A 21,333-nucleotide genomic window follows, 5' to 3' on the forward strand; every position below is an offset into this window, starting at 1 on the left:
TACAATTCATGTTATGAAGCAAATTCTAATAGTTTTCACAGTTGTATTTTTTATGTTAGGTTGTGAAAATACTCAATATGAGCAGGATATAATATCTCTAAACGGTATTTGGCAATTTTCAACAGAAAAGGAATTATCAGAATCTGAAATTTTAGCTGCTGATTATAATCAATGGGATACTTTAAAGGTTCCAGGAAACTGGAATACTCATGATGAATACAAAAAATATATTGGTAAAGCCTATTATGAAAGAGCATTTACGGTACCAAATAATTGGAAAGGAAAACAGATAAGAATACAATTTGATGCCGTATATCAAACCTCTAAAGTTTGGGTAAACGGACAGTTATTGGGTAAACATGTTGGCGGTTACACCCCTTTTGAGTTTAACATTACAGATATCGTAAACTACGATAAACCCAATACGGTTTTAGTAATGGCTGATAACAGCTACTATCGTGGCGCCTGGTGGCCGTGGGGTGGCATAAGTAGAGATGTAACCCTAATTCAAAATAATGCGATTCGATTTGTATACCAACACATTTCGGCCATACCAAATTTTGAAACCAATATGGTGAAGTTTATAATGGATTATAAATTAGAGAATAATAGCGCTGATGTGTCAGAAATTACCATTAATACGAATATTAACACGATTGCTAATAAAGAATTGTTTTCTAAAGAATTAAAAGCAGAAATAGAAGGTAATAGCACTAAAACATATCAGCTTATTTTTGAAAGAGATTTATCAGAATTTGATTTATGGGATCTCGAAAGTCCTAACTTATATCAAGTTACAAGTACTGTTGCTACCAATAAAGTAGAAGATAAAATTACCGATAAGTTTGGTGTTCGAAAAATTGAAGCACGAGGCGATCAACTATTTTTAAACAATAAACCTTTATATGCAAATGGTTTAAATAGAGTACACGATCACCCTGATTTTGGAAATACAGAACCAGACGAATTGGTTATAAGCGATATGAAAGATATTATGGCCTTAGGAGGGAGAATGTCTCGTTTAATGCATGCGCCTTTAGCTAAAAATATACTTGAATTTTGCGATGAAAATGGTTTTTTATTAATTGAAGAAATTCCTGTTTGGGGAGATGATGACCAACAAACCTTTAAAGATAACCCACAAACCAAAGCATGGTTAAACGAATTAATTACACGAGATTATAATCATCCATCAGTAATTGGTTGGAGTGTTGCTAATGAATTAAGGGAAAATGATTCCATAGCACCATGGGGTGAAAAAGCCTTGACTAAAAATCAGTTTGAATACATTAATTCTATGTTGGATTATGTAGAAACCTTAGATACAACACGATTAAAAACCTATGTTGGATTAACCACTTATCAATCTGGTAGTAACATGGAAAATGAACCTTACGAGAAGTTAGATCTTATTTGTATCAATAGCTATAACAATGCCTTATTTGCAGCAGAAAAAACACATGAAAAATTCCCAGGAAAACCAATTTTTTTATCCGAAATAGGTATTAAACAAATTGGACCAGCTCATGATGGGACCTTGTCTGAAGAATTAGTAAATCAGATTAGCGGTTTGCGTAATTATCCTTTTGTTGTAGGGTCATCTTTATGGTCTTATAATGATTACAAAAGTGGTTATAAAGGAACACCGGCTTCGGGATTTAGAGAGTGGGGAGTGGTAAACGAAAAACGTGAACCTAAAAAAGCATACGAACAAATTAAAGCATTGTATCATGATTAAATCAACTATAAAATTATTAAGCCTGATAGCCATAGTACTTATTTCTTCTTGCTCTCAACAAAAAAAAGAGTCGGTTCAAGAAAGTAAAGAATATGGTGGATTTCCTTGGGATATTCCTCAAACAAAACCAGATAGACCATTAAGTAAGGCTATGGAAAGACTTTATACAAATTACAAAACCCCTAGACCAGAGGATAATGAATTGTACTCCAGCTTTGCTTATACAGCACTTCAAGGTTTTGATTATCATGATGGAGACGGAACAGTTTCACGCCGCGATCCATCAAAAGTTATTGTAGAGGATGGTAAGTTTTATGTTTGGTATACCAAAAGGCATACGGTTGCTCCTCCTGTAGGATATAGTAATGCCCACAAATCTACCGATGTTATTCCTTCTACAGATTGGGATTTAGCAGAGATTTGGTACGCAACCAGTACCGATGGTTTTACTTGGGAAGAACAGGGGGTAGCTGTGTCTAGACCGGCAGAACCTCATGTTGGTGCAAGATCGGTTTCTACGCCTGATATTTTAAAATTTGAAGATAAATTCTACTTGTACTACCAAGGATTTAATATCGCTAGCGGAAGTAGTCCAAAAGGAGACGCTTGTCCAGTAACGGTTTCTTATGCTAATTCTCCGGACGGCCCATGGACAGCAACAAATAAAATTGTGGTTGAGAATGGTGCGCCTGGAACTTGGGATCAATACTCCATACACGATCCGTACCCTTTAGTGTATAAAGGGAAGATATATTTATACTATAAAGCTGCTTTTGGAGATCGCCCAGATTATTTGGTAGCTAACGGATTGGCAATTGCCGACAACCCTATGGGGCCTTTTAATAAGCATCCTTTAAATCCTGTGTTAAATTCGAGTCACGAAACAGCTTATTTCCCTTTTGAAGAAGGTATAGCGACTATAGTAACTAGAAATGGAAATGAGAGTAATACCATTCAGTATGCACCCGATGGGGTAAATTTTGAAATTGCTTCGGTATCTGCTTTACTTCCCATTGCCGCAGGCCCATGTGTTCCAGATGCTTTTAATAGTAATGGAAATGGTAGAGGAATTACTTGGGGCTTATGCCATTTTACCAATTTTGGAGATGATTGGGGAAAAGAATACAGTGTTTTAGGACGCTTTGATTGCGATTTAAGTCTTGATCTAGATGATAAGGGCTTAAAACAAACACAAACAAAATTTAGACCCGAAGTCTATTTTTCCAAAGGATTAAATGAAAAACAAAAAGAACGAATACTAACTAAAACCAATAGGAATGAACTTAATAAGTAAACTAACAATTGTAATGCTATTCTTTTATAGTAGTACAGTTTTAGCACAATTACCAGCAGAAATAACTCCCGAAAATGGGTGGTATTTAAATTGGGAAGATGAATTTGATTACCCTAATGAACAACTAGATGACCATTGGATTTCTGCTAATGGACCAACAGATAATGATATAGTGTTATGCAGCCGTTGGCGAGAGAATGCCGTAGTGGCAAATGGTATTTTAGAACTAAAAGCGATTAAAGAACAACATGGTGGGCAAGAATGGACTGCTGGAAGTATCTGGACCAAGAGTAATGATTTCAAATACGGATACTATGAAGCCAGATATAAATATGCAGGCGCTACAGGAACTAATAATTCCTTTTGGTTATATCCATACAGTCAATCAGATCCAGGACATGATAAAATTGAATTAGATGTTAATGAAGGACAGTATCCCAATATTATCAAAACAAATATTCATAATTGGACACCAGGAGATAAAGAAGTACATCCTATACAGGAAAAATACACGGTTGAAGGCGCTGGAGGACGTCATAGTGGCTATACACACGAATTAGAATCTCCCATTAATACAACCAAGCTAAGATTTTCATCAAATAATGCTTCTCATTTTCATATTGGAGAGTTTAGAGCATACGCACCAAACGTAAATGGGTACCCTGCAGAACCAACATCAGAAACTGCTGATACCGATGTGCCAGGGTTGATCAATCACTCTAGAGATGCTTCTACAACCTTCACAGCTAGTGGGCAATATGTTGTAGCAGGTAGAAATACTGATCCGGAAAATGTAGCCGATGGAGCTGTTGCAGAAGTAGGTAAGAGTTGGATCGCACCGGCATCGGGAGAAAAGTGGTTAGAAATTGTATTTGGTGAGGCGAAAGAAATAGGATGTGTTCAATTTTCGAATGGATGGTATGATGGTAGTACGAACGCTTGGAATGGATTAATCTCGGATTACGAGATAGAATATTGGAATGGTGCTTCTTGGGTTAAATTGGCAAGCTATGATAGTACTGCGAGCATTGATTTAGCTAACGAGTATCATACTTACGGATTATTATGGACCCCTGAAGCTCATGTTTTTTATTTAGACGGGAAAGAGATTCGAAGAGAAGCTAATCCAGCTTATTTGCAAAAAAATAAATGGAATACAGATGGTTCATGGGTGTCTGTAGAAAATCATGGTAAAACGCAATTATTGTTAAGCTTAGCAATATTAGGACATAACTATGCGGGACCTGTTACAGATGCTATTGATGGTACAAGTATGAAGGTTGATTGGGTACGTTACCATAAGAATGATAATTTAGTTCTTGGTGTATCTGACTTTGACAAAAAAACCGGAAGCATTTATCCAAATCCAACATCAGATGTTATAAAGTTAAGTGATGCAGAGGGCGCCGTTAAAATATATAATACACACGGACAATTATTAATTTCAGATAACGTACAAGCTAATGAGGATATTGATACTTCTGAATTGCCCAATGGTATATACTTTATTGAAATCCTTAATGAAAATTATAGAATTTCGAAAAAGTTCATTAAAAAATAACTCTTTTTAAGAAAAAGGCAACTTTATAAGAGAACCACGATTTGTTTATACTTTTACGATTCATTTGATAGCAGGTAAATTAGATCGTTTGAAGTTAATATCCCACCCAAAACAAGAGCCTTTCAAGAAATTGAAAGGCTTTTTTTGTGCTCAAACTCTTCAAGAAAAAGGAGTGTTTTAATTTATTTCTAAAATTTCTATCCACTAAAACACTATTAATTTATTTTAAATTTTAAATTTGTTTAATAAAAACTGTATATAGTTGAACAATATTAAAAAAGACTTTACAATTAAGGACCTTGAGAATCTCTCAGGAATTAAAGCGCATACCATTCGTATTTGGGAAAAAAGATATGGTTTACTATCTCCGCAAAGAACCGATACCAATATAAGGTGCTATTCAGCGAAAAGCTTGCAAAAATTACTAAATGTTGTTTTGTTGAATAACAACAATTATAAGATTTCTAAGATTGCTGAGATGTCCGATGAAACCATTCGTATCAAAACGAAGGAATTGGCTATCCACAACGCGATAAACGATGAAGCTATTAATGCGCTTAAGATATCGATGTTTCAGTTTGATAAAGTTTTGTTTAATAATGCCTATAACAAACTGCTTCAAAAAAAGAGTTTTCGAGAGATTTTTAAAGATGTTTTTATTCCTTTCTTGAATCACATTGGTTTACTGTGGCAAACCGAAACGGTACTGCCAGCACATGAACACTTTATATCTAATATGATTGTTCAGAAAATACAAATCAATATTGAGCAGTTGGCAGCACACCCTGTAGATTCTGGTTCCATTTATGTTTTGTTCTTACCAGAAAATGAAATTCATGAATTGGGACTCATGTTTTTAAACTACGAATTGACGCTACGTGGTCATAGAACGATTTACCTCGGACAAAGTCTACCGCTTAATAATCTGGATTACTTTTTTGAAAGTGAAGATGCCATTTGTTTTGTAACCTGTTTAACGGTCATGCCCTACGATGATAAAGTTATCGGGTATTTTCAGGAAATTAATGACATTCTAAAAGATACCAAACATCAACTCATTGCTACTGGCGAAAAAACAGCATTTGTGAAAGATGTTGATTTTACAGCAAATATCACTACATATCCTTCACTTCTCGAACTCTTGCAAAACCTTTAATACCGTCCTTAAATTATTTTGTTTAACTTTATTTTGTAATTGTTAAACAAAATTTATTATCTTTGAATGTGTTTTAGTGTTATAAGGCACTATTTTTTTGGCTTAGTTTACTTTTGTTTAATTAAAATTATTAAATGTTAAACAAAACTATTTTTTAAGCAGTGTTTATTTAAACGAGTATTAATTAAAAAATTAAACCTTATGTTATTTCAAAGAAAATTAATCAGACTTACTTTATGCTTTCTGTTACTAGTTCCAATGTTCTCTTGTAGCAGTGATGATGATTCTAATAGTGGAGAAAAACCCTCAACTATTACAGACATTGTATCTGAAAAACCTGAGTTATCCAGTTTAGCCGCTGCTTTAGAGGTTGCAGGTTTAGATGATGATTTGGATGGTTCGGGTAGTTTTACATTGTTCGCGCCTAATAATACAGCCTTTCAAGCATTATTAGACTCCAATGCTTCATGGAATTCCTTAGCTGATGTTCCTGTAGAAACCCTTCAAGCTGTATTGTTATTCCACGTTGTTGGTGATGAAATTAATTCTACCGACTTGTCAAACACCTATGTAAATACTTTGTCTACTGGACCAAATAGTGAACCTTTATCACTACAGGTTGAAACCACTGGTGGTGTTGTTTTTAATGGTAGTGCTCAGCCCATAAGTGTCGATTATGATGCTACAAATGGTGTGGTGCATATTATCGACGAAGTTATGTTGCCAAGCAATATTGTGATGCTAGCTTTAAATAATAGTGGCTTTACTTCATTAGTGGCTGCTTTAACCGACAGCAGACATACTACAGATTTTGTTTCGGTACTTTCAGGCGATGGACCTTTCACAGTTTTTGCGCCAACAAATCAAGCTTTTCAAAATTTATTAGACACTAATAGTGCTTGGAACTCTTTAGCAGATATTCCTATTGCAACTTTAGATGCTGTTTTGAAATACCATGTGATCACACCTGCCAATGTGCAGTCAGATCAATTAAGTAACGGTGATGTTACCATGTTAAGCGGTGGCGAAATCACCATAGATTTATCCAATGGAGCACAAATAATGACGACTAGCAATCAAACAGTTAATATCATTGTTAGCCCACAAACAAGTGATGTGCAGGGGACAAATGGTGTTATCCATGCTATTGATGCTGTGCTTTTACCTTAATCAACACAGATTTGTTTTAACCAGCTTAGGCTATTAATATCTCGCATTTGAAAAAAAATATATACATAATAGGCTCTGGATTTTCAGCATTATCGGCTTCTTGTTATCTAGCGCAAGCAGGTTATCACGTAACGATTCTAGAGAAAAATAAAACCGTTGGAGGCCGTGCAAGACAGCTTCTTAGAGACGGATTTACATTCGATATTGGACCGACATGGTACTGGATGCCGGATGTTTTTGAGAAATTTTTCTCAGATTTTAATAAAAAGCCTTCCGATTTTTATGAACTAGAAAGGTTAGACCCTGCTTATCAGGTATATTTTGATGAAGCAGATGCGATTACCATTCCAGGTCATCTAGAGGCTATTTATAAGGTTTTTGAAAAAGAGGAGCCAGGAAGTTCTAAACATCTTCAAGCTTTTCTTAAATCTGCCGCCTATAATTATGATGTATCAATTAATAACTTGGTTTACAAACCAGGAGCCTCAGCTTTAGAATTAGTGACTCCGGAGACTATAACTAAAATTACTCAGTTTTTTTCAAGTTTAAGATCGCAAGTAAGAAAGCATATTAAGAGTAAAAAGCTGATTCAAATTTTAGAGTTTCCGGTGTTGTTCTTGGGGGCAAAACCTAGTAACACCCCTGCGTTTTATAATTTTATGAATTATGCCGATTTCGGATTAGGAACTTGGCACCCAAAAGGTGGCATGTATATGGTTATTGAGGCCATGATTGCCTTGGCAAAATCGTTAGGTGTAGTCTTTAAAACGGATGCCAATGTTGAAGAAATAAAAGTAAATGTTCAAGGAGAAATTGATGCTTTGGTAGTAAACGGAGAAAGACTAGAAACCTCCATGGTTCTAAGTGGCGCCGATTATCATCATACCGAAACGCTATTACCTGAAAAGTACCAACAATATTCTGAAACCTATTGGGATTCTAAAGTGTTTGCACCGTCTTCCTTGCTTTTTTATGTGGGGTTTGATAAAAAAATAGAGCATGTTTGTCACCATACCTTGTTTTTTGACACCGATTTTGATACCCATGCCAAAAGTATTTACGATACCCCAGAATGGCCAGAAAAACCCTTGTTTTATGCGAGCTTTCCATCTATTACCGATGCTAGTTTCGCACCAAAAGGTAAAGAAGCGGGGACTTTTTTAATCCCCTTAGCACCAGGTATAAAGGATACGCCTCAAATTAGAGAAGAATACTTTAATCTGATTATAGAACGGTTAGAACTTTTAACAAATCAAAAAGTTCGTGAACACATCATTTTTAAAGAGAGTTTTTGTGTCAACGATTTTATAAAGGATTACAACTCCTATAAAGGTAATGCCTACGGTTTGGCTAATATTTTAACACAAACGGCTTTTTTAAGACCAAAAATTAAAAGCAAAAAAGTGAAGGGCTTGTTTTTTACAGGACAACTCACAGTGCCAGGTCCCGGAGTACCACCGTCATTAATCTCCGGAAAAATCGCATCAGATTCAATTTTAAAAACTTACAAAAATGAAACAGTTGTTTGATGATGTTTCTTACTCATGCAGTAAGCTTGTTACCCAAAAATATAGTACATCCTTTACGTTGGCTACCAGAATGTTGGCACCAAAAATACGTGCAGATATTTATAATATTTATGGTTTTGTTCGCCTTGCCGATGAAATTGTAGATTCCTTTCACGATTACAATAAAGAGGATTTGTTTGCAGAGTTTGAAAATCAATATTACGAATCTAAAAGCAGAAGTATTAGTTTAAATCCTGTAATAAATGCTTTTATTCATACGGTAGATAAATATGATATTCAAGATGATTTGGTGCAGGCTTTTTTAAAAAGTATGAAAGCCGATTTATATAAAACAGCTTATACGAATGTTGATGAATACAAGGCTTATATTTATGGTTCAGCAGATGTAGTAGGACTCATGTGTTTGAAAGTTTTTGTAAATGGAAATCAACAAAAATACGATGAGCTCAAAGATGCTGCCATGCGCCTAGGTTCTGCATTTCAGAAAGTGAATTTTTTAAGAGATTTAAAAGATGATTACGAGGTATTAAACCGTTCATATTTTCCGAATGTTAACTTTTCTTCTTTAGACGATCATTCTAAAGCAACTATTATAAAAGAAATTGAAGAAGATTTTGATTACGCTTTTCATCATGGTGTATTGAAATTACCTGTGGAAGCCAAATTTGGAGTCTATATGGCGTATCGTTACTATTTAAGATTATTAAAAAAATTAAAAAAAGTATCTTTTTCTGAAATTATGAAAACTAGAATTAGGATTTCTAATGCTATGAAGATGAATTTATTAGCAAGGAGCTATGTCAAGTATAAATTAAATATTATTTAATGAAATTTGTATTTTTAAACCTGATCATTATGATGGTATTTGGGGCGAATCTGCCAGGTTATATTCTGGAATATCACGAGGCTTTAACTCCAGAAAAGGAATTACAATTTATTGAAAAATATGAAAATGATTCTGATGTTGATGTTCAAGCTTACGTCATTTCTTTTAAAATGAAGCAAGCTAAGTACGAACGTTTACCATGGAATAAAGTAAAAGTGTTTAATAGGTATAAAAACCAATTGGATGGGCTCATTTCAAAACATGATAAAAACGTACATTTAAGGTATGTGCGTCTTGTTATTCAAGAAAATATTCCAAGTTTTTTAAATTATAATTCTGATATTGAACAAGATAAAGCCCTTTTAATGAAAGCAATGAATCATCAAGATGAAACGGATTATTTGGATGAATACATTGTGAAAAACACCTCGATATGAATGTTTTGATTTATATAGGAACAACGTTGTTAACCTTCATTATTATGGAAGGCGTTACATGGTGTACTCACAAGTACATTATGCATGGTTTTGGTTGGTTTTTACATGCCGATCATCACCAACCCGGTTATCCCCATGTATTTGAGAAAAATGATGCTTTTTTTGTGATTTTCGCTATACCCAGCATTTTGTTATTTTATTTTGGAGTGACCCCAGTGTTAAACCCTCTTTTTTTCGTAGGACTAGGCATTTTTTGTTATGGTGTGGCTTATTTTTTAATCCATGATGTTTTAATACATAAGCGTTTTAATTGGTTTAAAAACACCAAAAATTGGTATTTAAAAGGGTTACGAAAAGCCCATCGTATCCATCACAAACACCTCGATAAACCCGACGGTGAATGTTTTGGGATGTTATTGGTACCTTTCAAATATTTTAAATAATAACAGTGAATCACTATTTATACTTAATATTAAATTTGGGCAGTCTTAGTGTACCTTTGCTGTACAGTATTTTTGAGAAAAAATTTCACTTTATACAGTATTTTAAACCCGCTTTTTATAGCATTTTATTGGTAGCTATACCTTTCTTAATTTGGGATGCTTGGTTTACATCTTTAGGAGTTTGGGGATTTAATTCAGATTACCATTTATCATTTTTAATTTTTAAAATGCCAATAGAAGAATGGCTATTTTTCTTTTGTATACCCTACGCTTGTTTGTTTACTTATGAAGTTATTAGATATTATTTTCCTAATTTAAAAACATCACGTTTAGTGGCTACTTGGGCGAGTTGGTCATTAATAGTACTAGCAAGTAGTTTGCTTTTATTACATTTTGGGAAATGGTATACGACCATCAATTTTATATTTTTTATACTCCTGATGGGGTATGGGGTACTACGACACTTGGAGACTTTAAGAAAGTATTTGCCGGTATTTTGTATCATATTAATGCCGTTTTTTATAGTTAATGGTGTGCTTACAGGTGGTTTTACTGAAGCGCCAGTCGTGTTTTATGACGATTCTGAAAACCTCGGATTTCGTTTGCTCACCATCCCTTTTGAAGATGCTTTTTACGCTTTCAATTTGCTGTTTTCAGTACAATTACTGTTTAATTTTTTTGAAAGAAAATACCATGCTTAATCCATGTATGATTTTGTTTTTCGCTGTTTTGTCATTTCGACAGAAGGAGGAACGACTGACGAGAAATCTCATGCAACCAGATGCTTTTTAATGATTCGTCGGAATGAAAGGATTCCTATGATCAAATACATTGAAATGATTTAAACCAATCTTTTTAAAATAGAATACACCTATGCTTAAAAATAAATACATCCGTTTTGCCATTTTTCTAGTTACTAACATATTGGCCTTGGTGATTGGGGCGGTATTAATGAATAATGGACCACAATCTGAATGGTACACCTCATTAAATCAGGCGCCTTGGACACCACCAGGCTGGGTTTTTGGAGCCGCTTGGTTTACAATCATGTTCCTCTTTGCCTTTTACATGACAAAGCTAAGTTTTCAATTTGAAGCCTTAAGCAAATACCTTATCGTACTCTATAGTTTACAATGGGTATTAAATGTGAGTTGGAATTACATTTTCTTTAATAAACATGAGGTACTGCTAGGATTAATCACCATTGTGTTGCTTTGGTTGCTCATAGGATTTTTTACAATTAATTTTTATAAGAGGCTTAAGCTCTACACGCTTTTAATTTGTCCTTATTTAATTTGGATGACCATAGCTACAAGTTTAAACGCTTACATTTTTTTCAATAATTAAAATATGATGCGATTTGAAAAACATTCTGGCATATACACACTGTATACCGAACAGATTTTAAATATTCCGTTAGAGGAAGCTTGGTTGTTTTTTAGTGCTCCGGAAAACCTTAAAGAAATTACGCCTCCTAAAATGGGCTTTGAAATCACGTCTAAAGTAGATGAAAGAGCTTATCCCGGACAAATAATCACTTATAAAGTGGGTTTGTTTCAAGGAATAACACAGAATTGGGTTACAGAAATCACGCAAGTTAAGCATCAGGAATATTTTATAGATGAACAACGATTTGGGCCTTACAATTTATGGCATCATGAACATTTTTTTGAAGCTTTGTCTGAAGGGAAAACTTTAATGAAGGATAAAATATCCTATAAATTACCTTTTGGGGTTTTAGGGGATTTGGCACACCGTTTTTATATAAAGAATGAGCTTAAGGCTATTTTTAAATATAGGCATGAGGTCTTAGAAGAAAGATTCAATGGAAAATAAAATAACTATTTTTTGGTTTCGTCGCGATTTGCGTTTGGAGGATAATACCGCGCTTCATTTTGCTCTAAATTCAGGAAATAAGGTCTTACCCATTTTTATTTTTGATGAAGATATCCTTGAGTCACTCCCTGAAAGTGATGCTAGAATTACCTTCATTTATAACAGCTTAAATGAAATAGATATACAGCTTAAGTCCTTTGGAAGCTCGCTACTCGTTTTAAAAGGAAAACCTTTAAATATTTGGAAGAAACTATGTACTGAATATCGCGTTGAAAAGGTATATTTCAATAAGGATTACGAGCCTTATGCGATAAAAAGAGATAATCAAATATCCGCGTTTCTAAATACCCAAAATATACAGACGCATTCATATAAAGATCAGGTTATTTTTGAAGAACATGATATTTTAAAAGCAGACAAAAGTCCGTATACCGTTTATACACCCTATAAAAATCAGTGGTTGAAGCACTTCAATTTAAAAGTACATACGGCCACTTTCGATTGTTTAAATCTTAAATCACAGTTTTTAAAGTTTCAATGTACTTTCCCAACACTCGAAAAACTTGGTTTTAAGGAAAGCGATATCAAAGTAAAACCATATCAACTAAATGATTTAAAAGCGTATGATGAACTGAGAGACTATCCGGCCTTAGATAAAACCTCGAATTTATCACCATATTTACGTTTTGGTCTGGTTAGCATTCGTAGAATAGTGGATCATGCCCATCAAACCAATGCTGTATTTTTAAGTGAGCTGATTTGGCGTGAATTTTTTATGCAGATATTGTTTCATTTCCCGAAAGTGGTGACTCAAAATTTTAAATCCAAATATGATAATGTTATTTGGAGGCATGATGAATCTGATTTTAAAAAATGGTGTGCAGGAGAAACCGGATATCCATTAGTTGATGCCGGTATGCGTGAGCTAAATAAAACGGGTTACATGCATAATCGTGTTCGCATGATTACTGCAGGGTTTTTATGTAAGCACCTGTTAATCGATTGGCGTTGGGGTGAGGCTTATTTTGCTGAAAAACTATTAGACTTCGAGCTGGCCTCCAATAACGGTAATTGGCAATGGGCAGCAGGTACAGGCTGCGATGCTGCTCCATATTTTAGAATATTTAATCCCACAACTCAAATTAAAAAGTTTGATAAAGATTTAGAATATATAAAACGATGGGTACCCGAATTTCAGGAGTTAGATTATCCGAAACCTATTATCGAACACAAAGCAGCCCGAGAGCGCTGTTTACATGTTTATCGCCAAGCACTAAGTTAATCATAAAGCGGATTAATTTTAGTGTTGGGGGATTTCGAAAAACAATTAAGAACAAGCCAAGTCTTGTGACTACTGCTGTAAGAAGCCCTTTTTAACCCCTTGACATATTTAAGTCTTTTAATGCTTCAACTTACTCAGCAAGTAATCTTTGAGCAATAGCCTTTGTACAAAATGATGATTTTCTTTTGGAGCTTAATGGTTAAGATGTTCTAAAATTTATTCTCTAAATCAATAAACAAACTGTTTGTCGATCCGTAGTCTCCATTCCGTGAATATTTATGATAGTTTATTAAAGGATCACTTTGATGCGATACATTAAAGGTTATATTTGGCCCAACTAAAAATTAACATACATTAACTAACCAAAAAGTAAAAATGAAAAACCTATTACAATTCGCATTAATTTTATTATTAGCTACAACAGCAGGTTACGCTCAAAAATTAAAAGTAAAAGAAGGATCTTTTAAGTCTTTAAAGGATATTAAAGAGTACACTTTAGTTTTTGACTACGCTGGAGTAGAAATTCCTAAATACGATTCTGAAGAAGAGTTTCTTGAGGATAAAATGGCCAAGAGAGAGGAAAAAGAAGCAGGGGCAGGAGAGGTATTTAAAAAATCATGGTTTGCAGATAGAGAAAATGTTTATGAGCCAAAGTTTATAGAGTCTTTCAATAAAAGATTTGAAGATGGTGAAGTAAAAGTTACTAAAGAAACTACTGCTTCGCACACTATGGTTATAAAAACAACTTTAATGTACGCAGGTTATAATGTGGGTGTTATGAGACAAAATGCTAAAATAGAAGCTTTAATTAGTATTTATGAAAATAGTGCTCCAGATAAAATATTATTTTCTGGAATGTACACTAAAGTTGAAGGTCAAGGAGCTATGGGCTTCGATTATAACTCTGGATACCGTATTTCTGAAGGTTATGCTAAACTAGCGAAAGAATTCGCTAAAGATTTAAAGAAAAAGGGATTGAAGTAATTGTTGGTTTTTTAGTAAGCTAACAAACAGAAAAGTTCTTAATATAAAAAAAGAGGCTGGTTTAAAGTTAATTTGACGTCAATCTGAATTTATTTCAGATTCTCATAATTGTTGATTTTCAATATGATGAGATTCTGTGTCGAGCACAGAATGACGATTGTTTTAACTTTAATTCAGCCTCTTTTTTTACTTTTATTAGTCTTGATTCGTGATCAAAAATATTGAACTCAAAAAGTACAAATCCAAAATAATCACCTATTTGCTAAGGTGTATGAATCGTTAATCTAATTTCACACGATTTTCACGATTTGCCAATTCCCAAGCAGTGTAAAAAACCAAACGTGCACGGGTTTCTAAAAATTCATAGTTAATTTTATCTGGCGTATCACTTGGTCTGTGGTAATCGTCATGCGTTCCGTTAAAATAGAAAATCACAGGAATGTTGTTTTTTGCAAAATTATAGTGGTCAGAACGGTAATAGAAACGGTTTGGGTCGTTATCATCATTATAAGTATAATCCAAATCCAAGTTCACATATTTATTATTAACAGCTTCAGAAACGTCATGGAGTTCCTTACTTAATTTATCAGATCCTATTAAGTACAAATAATTTTTTCCGTTTTTATGTTTGTCATCAACACGTCCAATCATATCGATGTTTAAATCGGTTACCGTATTCTTTAAAGGGAAAATAGGCTCCACATCGGTATAATATTTAGAACCTTGTAATCCAATTTCTTCGGCAGTAACATGTAGAAATAAAATGGTTCGTTTTGGTCCGTGACCAGCTTTTTCGGCAGCTTTAAAAGCTTTAGCTATTTCTAAAATAGCTACCGTTCCAGAACCATCATCATCGGCACCATTGTTAATATCTCCATTTGAAGACACACCAATATGATCTAGATGCGCTGAAATAACTAAAATTTCATCTGGTTTTTCAGAACCTTTAATATAGGCTAAAACATTTTCTGAATCTTTTGTACCTGTTGGAAGAAAAGAGGAAGGCACTTTTTGAAAATAGTTGCCTTCTCCAAGGGGTGACGGAATTTCATTAGCGATGTAGAAATTTTTCAAAAACTCAACAGCTTTTTTTTGTCCAGGTTCACCAGTGCCACGTCCTTCAAATTCATCTGAAGCATAAGTGTATAGCTTTTTCTTTAAGCTTTCCGCGGATATAATTTTAGCATAAGGTTCAGGATCAATAGAGGTTTTACTTAGGGTTTTACTCTGTGAGTTACTGTTACAAGAGTTTAGTAAAAATGCAGCACAAAAAAGGGTGATAAAATGTTTCAAACTTAATCTTATTTATAATTTTGAAGCTATAATACAAAAATGTATTTATTAAATTATGTTTTATTTCAATTTAACAGTTCAATAGTCAAGGAATTAGGCCGGAATTTTAAATAATTATTATTTCGGCAAAAAACAAGGCATGATAAAAGTCAGTATAGCTATCTTTTTTATAAATTACATTTGTAACTTGATTTTAAAATTTTAATTGATGGAGTTTTTAAACGCAACGTATCTCGCTTTATTTTTAATTATTTGTATCGGATTTATTATAGGAAACATTAAAATTAAGGGGATTTCGTTAGATGTTTCTGCTATTATTTTTGTTGCCTTATTATTTGGTCATTATGGTGTTGCTTTACCAGATATTTTGCAAAAAATCGGACTCATTTTGTTTATTTACACCATTGGTTTACAAGCCGGTCCAGGTTTCTTTGACTCCTTTAAAGAAAATGGTAAAAATCTCGTTATTATCGCTGCTCTGGTGGTGTTTTCGGCGGCCATTATTACTTTTCTTTCCATTCAATTTTTAGATATCGATAAGTCTATAGCCATAGGTTTAATGGCGGGAGCACTTACTAGTACCCCAGGTTTGGCTACAGCTATTGATGTAACCCATTCACCTTTAGCATCCATTGGTTATGGTATTGCGTATCCATTTGGGGTTATTGGGGTAATTTTATTTGTGAAACTCTATCCTAAAATTTTTAAAATAAACTTAACAAAAGAAGAAGCTGAATACGAAGAAAAGGCGCATGGGAATCTAGAAACCATTACACGTGCTAATTTTGTTGTTGAAAATGAAGGTGTTATCGATAGAACGATTGAAGATTTACAAGTTGGATCGATGACTAAAGGTGTGATTTCGAGAATAAAGCATAAAAATGAAGCTTTCGTGCCTAAAAAAAATACGGTATTACATAAAGGTGATTATATAAGAGTCGTGGGGACCGAAGACGCATTAAATCGCATAGAATTATTAATTGGACCTAGGATTGATGTTGAAATATCTCTAGGAGAGGCCTATATTGTACAGTCATATTTGGTAACAAAAACAGAATTAGTAAATAAAACCTTAGGGCAATTAAACCTTAAAAATACCTTTAATGCTACGGTTACTAGAGTACGACGTAGTGGTATCGATTTATCGCCTAATCCTAACCTTAAATTGCAAATTGGTGATAAATTAATGATCTCTAGTCAGAAGAGTAGTGCCAAACAGATTTCAAGACTTATTGGGGATAATAAAAGTAAACTTTCTGATACCGATTTTTTCCCCTTAGCTCTAGGTATTGTTATTGGTATTCTTGTAGGTGGTGTTTCTATATCGTTTGGAGATGCATTTAAATTTAATTTGGGATTAACAGGAGGCGTACTTATAGTCGCTATGATTTTAGGACGTATAGGAAAAACAGGTAATATGCTTTGGGTAATGAGTGGTAACTCTAATCACTTGTTACGACAATTCGGACTAATGCTTTTTCTAGCCGTTGTTGGAACAAATGCAGGAGCAACCTTGGTTGAAACCTATTCGCAATATGGTATTAAATTGTTTTTAATAGGCGGATTAATAACCTTTATTCCTATGGTTTTAGCAGCTATCGTAGCCCGTATGTTTTTCAAAATAAATATTTTAACGCTTTTAGGGACTTTAACAGGATCGATGACAAGTACGCCAGGTTTGGCTGCTGTAGATAGCATGACTAAAACGGATGCGCCTTCAGTGGCCTATGCTACTGTTTACCCGATTGCTATGGTGCTATTAATTATTTGTTGTCAGGTGCTCGGGCTGTTATTCTAAGCCGTTATATTAAGTATCGCTTTCTGTTTAAGTTAAAAAATGCCATTACTACGGATTTAAAAAGTAATCCATATACTTAAAAATGAAATGATATAAGGGGCTAATATGGCTGTAAAAACGCCGTTGATAATAAGGCCGATACTGGATAGTGCTCCAAAATTCCCACTAATTTGCATGGATTTGGACGCGCCTAATACATGAGCAGCAGTACCCATTGAAATGCCTTGAGAAATAGCGCTTTTAATGCGTGTTATTTTCATGATTTCATAACCAAATATAGAGCCAATTATCCCAAATAAAATTACTACAGATGCGGTTAGGGCAGGAATGCCTCCTAAGGTTTTAGAAACTTCCATGGCAATGGGAGTGGTTACCGATTTGGGAGCTATTGAAAAAATAATCTCCTTGGGAGCACCCATAAATTTAGCGATTAAAACCACCGAAATAACGCCTACAATACAACCTACCAATTGGGAAACAATAATAGGAATGGCTTGTTTTTTGATTTTCCCTAATTGCTGATACAGCGGGACACCAAGAGCGACGATGGCTGGTTTTAATAAAAACTCAATCATTCGACTGCCTTTTTGGTAAACCTCAATATCGATTTTGAAAAGCCATAAAAAGCCAATGATGAGAATAATGGCAATTAGAACGGGGTTTAAGAAAATAGACTTGGTTTTTTTCTGCAGGTTTTGTGCTATAAAATAGGCTACAAAAGTAAGCGTGAGAATAAATATTTCGGTGTTTAAAACAGCATCCATGGGCTATGATTTTTTGCCTTTTTTGAAGGTGTTTTTATGTTTCATAAACAACTGATGTGTCCAGCCAGTACAGGCAAAAACAATGATGGTGCCTAGGGTAGAAGCCACAATAATAGGCCAGAAGGAGGCTTTAATCAAATCTAAATACAACATAATGGCTACACCAGGCGGAACAAAAAAGAAGGCCATGTTTTTGGTTAAAAAATGACTCAATCCGCTTACCCATGTTAACTTAATCCAACCCAATTCTAACAAAACGGTTAATAGGATCATGCCAATAATACTAGAAGGCATTTTTATGCCGGTTAGATGGACTACAACTTCTCCAAAAAGTAAACAGCCTAGTATAATTACGACTTGCCTCATGGTTTTAAACTGATTTTGTATTGCTACTTGGGAATATTATTTTCGAAAATACGATGCATCTGTATAATATGCTAATAATTGTGAGTTAACAGTTCCTGAGATGCTTATTGGTATTTATAGGAGCAAAAGAAAGGAGCTATATTGAGGTGAACTAAAACTAGGGTTTATTTTATTCTGTGGGAATCAGCAAGCGTTATATGGTTATTCCGATTCCTAAGTTTATAGTAGTTGGCTCCTTTTCATTTTTGAAATTAACATAATTAGTTAAATAAGAGTCGGAATCATTATTTTTAATAGCATTAAAATATTGATTAATTTTTAAACTTAAATAACCTTTTGTGCTAGCAGAATAAGAAATGTTCTTTTTTAATTGAACAAATGCTCCAAAACTTATTGGATTAAATTTGTCCTTTATATCATTGTCAAAATTTTGGGATACGTTCGTATTGTCTACTGGGTCAAATATGGGGTCTTCAGGATTAATGAAATTAGGACTACTAATTCTTGATTCTCCTTTCTCTCTTGCTGATATTAAAAAACTTGAAAAACCACCAATACCAAAAAGTAATGAACGGTTGTTTCCAAAATGAAAATTGAAGTTAATAGGTGTTTGAATTTGACTAACATTTCTGTTACCATTATTTGTAACATAACCTACTTTGTTTTCAATTGAGAATCTGTCCAAATAAAAACCAACCCCAAAGTCAATAGATGTTTTTTTGTTTAGCGAATAATTAACACTAGGTAACACAAAAGCTCCAATATTCATCGAAGATTTGATTTGAGGGTTGCCGTTAATGTTTGAGTCCGTAAGTTTACTTGTTTTTGGAAAGGATAAGGTTGTTCCAGTAGATAATTGTATTGTTACTTTTTTTTCTTGCGAAAAAGATTTTGTGAATAAAAACATTAATAATGCCACTAGAAATAATTGCTTCATGGTTTTTGGGTGTTTAATAAGTTTTAATTGTTTGAGAGTTAGTTGATCATTATTTTGGAAAGAAATCATTTTTTTTACTTATGCCTTTTTTTTGAGTATGACAAGTTCGCAATAATTCATAGATATTGTTAGTCACAGTTTTTATTCATTCCATTTCTTTACCCTTTTTACTAACTGAGTTATTTTCAATTTTAAATCTAAAATATCTAAATCAACTACCTCGATATGCTTTACTATTTCCGCTGAAAATCTACTTTTATTGGACGAATATTTTTTTGTGCTTTTGCTGGCAATGATGTCTTCTAATTTCTTATCCGAGTCAATTTTCAAATTTTCAATCCCTAGCCAACTTTTTATTGTGTTTGAAGTTAGGTAGTTTTCTATTTCTCTTCCTTTTGTAACCCAAGAATTTCTATCTCCTAGTTCTTTTTTTATCCTAGATTTTGTTGGATTAATTTTTGTTTGTTTAGAAAACCCATCTCTATCCATAAGGACAAAAGCATTTCTGTTAAGCTTTAAAAGAGGAATTAGTTCTGAAATCATTTGTTCATTATCAAAAGATAGGTGAGAAAGCAATTTGCCTCCATAAAACATTATTGAAAAGTGCAGCCCTTCAATTAGTGTGTTGTCTAATAGCTCAATCCACTTTAGGATATAGATTCTATCGCTTGGTCCTTCGACCCAAATTATACCATTAGCTTGTAAAATGTCACTCGAATGATAACCTAAATCATTTAAAATTGAAAATGTTCTATCTGTCCTTTTTGCATTATAAATGGTAGATTTGATTCCATCATTTAATACGTGGTATATGGACGTATTATACCTTGAGTCTAGGAAAATGTTAGAATGAGTTGTTATAAAGTAAATATTCTTTGTTTTATTCAAAAACCTAATGAACTTTCTTTGCAATTCAGGGTGAAGATGAATTTCTGGCTCTTCAATACAAACTACAGAGTTTTCATGAATTACTAATGTACTACACATTATTACTAACTGATGAATTCCTGTTCCGAAGGATTCAAGCGGCAATCTATTACCATCAATAGTTAATACGATTTCCTCTTTAGTGTGTGGAATTTCAATTTCTAGGTCCGGTTTATTTATTAATTCGCGAACAAAAGCCTGAATTAAATTGAATTTTTCTCTAGATTTTTCATCTCCTATTACGGGGTTTTGCATTTCGAACATTTTGCTGATAATGTTAGAACCATTTATAGAAGAGTTAGAATCTCCATACGAGTGTCCTTCTTTAATAACTCTTAGATGTGGGATATAAATTAAGTCACTAAAGGAGGATTGAATTTTAGCGATTATTGTCTTAGTCCATTGTTGTTCTATGGTATTAATTAATTCAATACGACTAGCCGTTGAATACTTAGTTTGAAAAGGTTCTAATTGTTGTGGAGTTAAATTTTCAAAGAATTCTGGAAGTTTAATTTTTTGAGAATTTAGTGATATACTAAAATTATGGAATTCTGAAAGAAAATTTTTGTAGTCAAATTTTAAATGTGGTCGTATTTTATTTTTATCAATAGGAAATTCGTCGCCTTTTATTTTTAGATGTAATACTGATTGTTCTCCGTTTCTACGATGTTGATTTTGAATATCATTAGGGAATTTATTTAAATCCTTGATTATGAAATTTAGTGTTTGTAGAAACCTAAGAACGTTTGATTTACCACAATTATTTTTTCCAATAATTACGTTAATCTTTTTTAGGTTACAAAGATAGACTCCCTTTTCATCGAAACTTCTATAATTGCTAATTCCAAATTCTTGTATATTCATTTAGTTTAGTTCTAGCTACTTATAATAAAAAAACTGTCCAAAAGCTAAATACAATCGCAATTTGAAATACATTCAGATTTACGATAAAATTTACCTTTCAGACAGCTTTATATATTGTAATTATAAAG

Annotated in this window: 20 protein-coding genes; 15 read left to right on the plus strand and 5 right to left on the minus strand. The window is 33.5% G+C overall.

Translation table 11 applies throughout. From position 1 onward, the window contains the following. The first annotated feature begins 13 nt into the window (after positions 1 to 13). The 14 genes from JJL45_RS09430 to JJL45_RS09495 all read left to right on the plus strand — a co-directional run bounded on the left by JJL45_RS09430 (position 14) and on the right by JJL45_RS09495 (position 14,256). On the plus strand, positions 14 to 1,738 hold the full coding sequence (locus JJL45_RS09430; RefSeq protein WP_068604415.1) for a glycoside hydrolase family 2 protein: 1,725 nt from the start codon (positions 14 to 16) through the stop codon (positions 1,736 to 1,738). Continuing rightward, on the plus strand, positions 1,731 to 3,032 hold the full coding sequence (locus JJL45_RS09435) for a glycoside hydrolase family 117 protein (protein ID WP_068604414.1): 1,302 nt from the start codon (positions 1,731 to 1,733) through the stop codon (positions 3,030 to 3,032). Before JJL45_RS09430 ends, JJL45_RS09435 begins: the two co-directional genes overlap by 8 nt. Further along, positions 3,016 to 4,593, plus strand: a complete 1,578-nt coding sequence (locus tag JJL45_RS09440) for a T9SS type A sorting domain-containing protein (RefSeq protein ID WP_082935979.1) — start codon at positions 3,016 to 3,018, stop codon at positions 4,591 to 4,593. Before JJL45_RS09435 ends, JJL45_RS09440 begins: the two co-directional genes overlap by 17 nt. Before the next feature lie 262 nt (positions 4,594 to 4,855). Continuing rightward, entirely contained in the window at positions 4,856 to 5,749 is an 894-nt protein-coding gene (locus tag JJL45_RS09445; protein ID WP_068604410.1) for a MerR family transcriptional regulator, read from the plus strand. 201 nt (positions 5,750 to 5,950) lie between these two features. Beyond that, positions 5,951 to 6,919, plus strand: a complete 969-nt coding sequence (locus JJL45_RS09450) for a fasciclin domain-containing protein (RefSeq protein WP_068604409.1) — start codon at positions 5,951 to 5,953, stop codon at positions 6,917 to 6,919. A 47-nt stretch (positions 6,920 to 6,966) separates the two neighbouring features. After that, positions 6,967 to 8,448 carry a phytoene desaturase family protein gene (locus JJL45_RS09455; RefSeq protein ID WP_068604407.1) on the plus strand — a complete coding sequence of 494 codons (1,482 nt, stop codon included), beginning with the start codon at positions 6,967 to 6,969 and terminating at the stop codon, positions 8,446 to 8,448. After that, positions 8,432 to 9,274, plus strand: a complete 843-nt coding sequence (locus tag JJL45_RS09460; RefSeq protein WP_068604405.1) for a phytoene/squalene synthase family protein — start codon at positions 8,432 to 8,434, stop codon at positions 9,272 to 9,274. Before JJL45_RS09455 ends, JJL45_RS09460 begins: the two co-directional genes overlap by 17 nt. Beyond that, a complete protein-coding gene (locus JJL45_RS09465; protein WP_202664118.1) occupies positions 9,274 to 9,711 on the plus strand; it encodes a hypothetical protein in 438 nt (145 codons plus the stop codon). The genes JJL45_RS09460 and JJL45_RS09465 overlap by 1 nt, the downstream gene beginning before the upstream one ends. Continuing rightward, on the plus strand, positions 9,708 to 10,154 hold the full coding sequence (locus tag JJL45_RS09470; protein ID WP_068604402.1) for a sterol desaturase family protein: 447 nt from the start codon (positions 9,708 to 9,710) through the stop codon (positions 10,152 to 10,154). Before JJL45_RS09465 ends, JJL45_RS09470 begins: the two co-directional genes overlap by 4 nt. Before the next feature lie 5 nt (positions 10,155 to 10,159). After that, positions 10,160 to 10,855, plus strand: a complete 696-nt coding sequence (locus tag JJL45_RS09475) for a lycopene cyclase domain-containing protein (protein WP_068604400.1) — start codon at positions 10,160 to 10,162, stop codon at positions 10,853 to 10,855. Positions 10,856 to 11,027: 172 nt separating this feature from the next. Beyond that, complete coding sequence (locus JJL45_RS09480; protein WP_068604398.1) at positions 11,028 to 11,501, plus strand: TspO/MBR family protein; 474 nt, start codon at positions 11,028 to 11,030, stop codon at positions 11,499 to 11,501. 3 nt (positions 11,502 to 11,504) lie between these two features. Then, on the plus strand, positions 11,505 to 11,990 hold the full coding sequence (locus JJL45_RS09485) for an SRPBCC family protein (RefSeq protein WP_068604396.1): 486 nt from the start codon (positions 11,505 to 11,507) through the stop codon (positions 11,988 to 11,990). Continuing rightward, on the plus strand, positions 11,980 to 13,272 hold the full coding sequence (locus tag JJL45_RS09490) for a cryptochrome/photolyase family protein (protein WP_068604395.1): 1,293 nt from the start codon (positions 11,980 to 11,982) through the stop codon (positions 13,270 to 13,272). Before JJL45_RS09485 ends, JJL45_RS09490 begins: the two co-directional genes overlap by 11 nt. Positions 13,273 to 13,647: 375 nt before the next feature. Then, positions 13,648 to 14,256 (plus strand): hypothetical protein, encoded by a 609-nt coding sequence (locus JJL45_RS09495; RefSeq protein ID WP_068604393.1) that lies wholly within the window; start codon positions 13,648 to 13,650, stop codon positions 14,254 to 14,256. Between the two features lie 279 nt (positions 14,257 to 14,535). Here the strand turns inward: JJL45_RS09495 and JJL45_RS09500 are convergent, their stop codons facing one another. Then, positions 14,536 to 15,549 (minus strand): M28 family metallopeptidase, encoded by a 1,014-nt coding sequence (locus JJL45_RS09500; RefSeq protein WP_068604391.1) that lies wholly within the window; start codon positions 15,547 to 15,549, stop codon positions 14,536 to 14,538. A gap of 208 nt (positions 15,550 to 15,757) precedes the next feature. Here JJL45_RS09500 and JJL45_RS09505 point away from each other — a divergent pair, with 208 nt between their 5' ends. Continuing rightward, positions 15,758 to 17,347 carry an aspartate:alanine exchanger family transporter gene (locus JJL45_RS09505; protein WP_068604390.1) on the plus strand — a complete coding sequence of 530 codons (1,590 nt, stop codon included), beginning with the start codon at positions 15,758 to 15,760 and terminating at the stop codon, positions 17,345 to 17,347. Between the two features lie 56 nt (positions 17,348 to 17,403). Here JJL45_RS09505 and JJL45_RS09510 read toward each other — a convergent pair whose 3' ends face one another. The 4 genes from JJL45_RS09510 to JJL45_RS09525 form a co-directional block, all read right to left on the minus strand. Continuing rightward, positions 17,404 to 18,111, minus strand: a complete 708-nt coding sequence (locus JJL45_RS09510) for an LrgB family protein (RefSeq protein ID WP_068604389.1) — start codon at positions 18,109 to 18,111, stop codon at positions 17,404 to 17,406. Between the two features lie 3 nt (positions 18,112 to 18,114). Next, a complete protein-coding gene (locus JJL45_RS09515; RefSeq protein ID WP_068604388.1) occupies positions 18,115 to 18,477 on the minus strand; it encodes a CidA/LrgA family protein in 363 nt (120 codons plus the stop codon). A 193-nt stretch (positions 18,478 to 18,670) separates the two neighbouring features. After that, on the minus strand, positions 18,671 to 19,414 hold the full coding sequence (locus JJL45_RS09520) for a hypothetical protein (protein ID WP_202664119.1): 744 nt from the start codon (positions 19,412 to 19,414) through the stop codon (positions 18,671 to 18,673). Between the two features lie 141 nt (positions 19,415 to 19,555). Beyond that, positions 19,556 to 21,205 carry an ATP-dependent nuclease gene (locus JJL45_RS09525; protein WP_068604386.1) on the minus strand — a complete coding sequence of 550 codons (1,650 nt, stop codon included), beginning with the start codon at positions 21,203 to 21,205 and terminating at the stop codon, positions 19,556 to 19,558. Positions 21,206 to 21,333 lie beyond the last annotated feature (128 nt).

The sequence above is a fragment of the Tamlana sp. s12 genome (assembly GCF_016767215.1).
In the GTDB taxonomy this organism is placed as follows: Bacteria; Bacteroidota; Bacteroidia; order Flavobacteriales; family Flavobacteriaceae; genus Pseudotamlana; species Pseudotamlana agarivorans.

Coding starts and splice junctions, on each gene's coding strand:
- JJL45_RS09430 (WP_068604415.1), top strand. CDS start 14: ATGAAGCAAATTCTAATAGTTTTCACAGTTGTATTTTTTATGTTAGGT.
- JJL45_RS09520 (WP_202664119.1), bottom strand. CDS start 19,414: ATGAAGCAATTATTTCTAGTGGCATTATTAATGTTTTTATTCACAAAA.
- JJL45_RS09450 (WP_068604409.1), top strand. CDS start 5,951: ATGTTATTTCAAAGAAAATTAATCAGACTTACTTTATGCTTTCTGTTA.
- JJL45_RS09435 (WP_068604414.1), top strand. CDS start 1,731: ATGATTAAATCAACTATAAAATTATTAAGCCTGATAGCCATAGTACTT.
- JJL45_RS09485 (WP_068604396.1), top strand. CDS start 11,505: ATGATGCGATTTGAAAAACATTCTGGCATATACACACTGTATACCGAA.
- JJL45_RS09460 (WP_068604405.1), top strand. CDS start 8,432: ATGAAACAGTTGTTTGATGATGTTTCTTACTCATGCAGTAAGCTTGTT.
- JJL45_RS09440 (WP_082935979.1), top strand. CDS start 3,016: ATGAACTTAATAAGTAAACTAACAATTGTAATGCTATTCTTTTATAGT.
- JJL45_RS09465 (WP_202664118.1), top strand. CDS start 9,274: ATGAAATTTGTATTTTTAAACCTGATCATTATGATGGTATTTGGGGCG.
- JJL45_RS09495 (WP_068604393.1), top strand. CDS start 13,648: ATGAAAAACCTATTACAATTCGCATTAATTTTATTATTAGCTACAACA.
- JJL45_RS09525 (WP_068604386.1), bottom strand. CDS start 21,205: ATGAATATACAAGAATTTGGAATTAGCAATTATAGAAGTTTCGATGAA.
- JJL45_RS09470 (WP_068604402.1), top strand. CDS start 9,708: ATGAATGTTTTGATTTATATAGGAACAACGTTGTTAACCTTCATTATT.
- JJL45_RS09505 (WP_068604390.1), top strand. CDS start 15,758: ATGGAGTTTTTAAACGCAACGTATCTCGCTTTATTTTTAATTATTTGT.
- JJL45_RS09490 (WP_068604395.1), top strand. CDS start 11,980: ATGGAAAATAAAATAACTATTTTTTGGTTTCGTCGCGATTTGCGTTTG.
- JJL45_RS09510 (WP_068604389.1), bottom strand. CDS start 18,111: ATGGATGCTGTTTTAAACACCGAAATATTTATTCTCACGCTTACTTTT.
- JJL45_RS09515 (WP_068604388.1), bottom strand. CDS start 18,477: ATGAGGCAAGTCGTAATTATACTAGGCTGTTTACTTTTTGGAGAAGTT.
- JJL45_RS09480 (WP_068604398.1), top strand. CDS start 11,028: ATGCTTAAAAATAAATACATCCGTTTTGCCATTTTTCTAGTTACTAAC.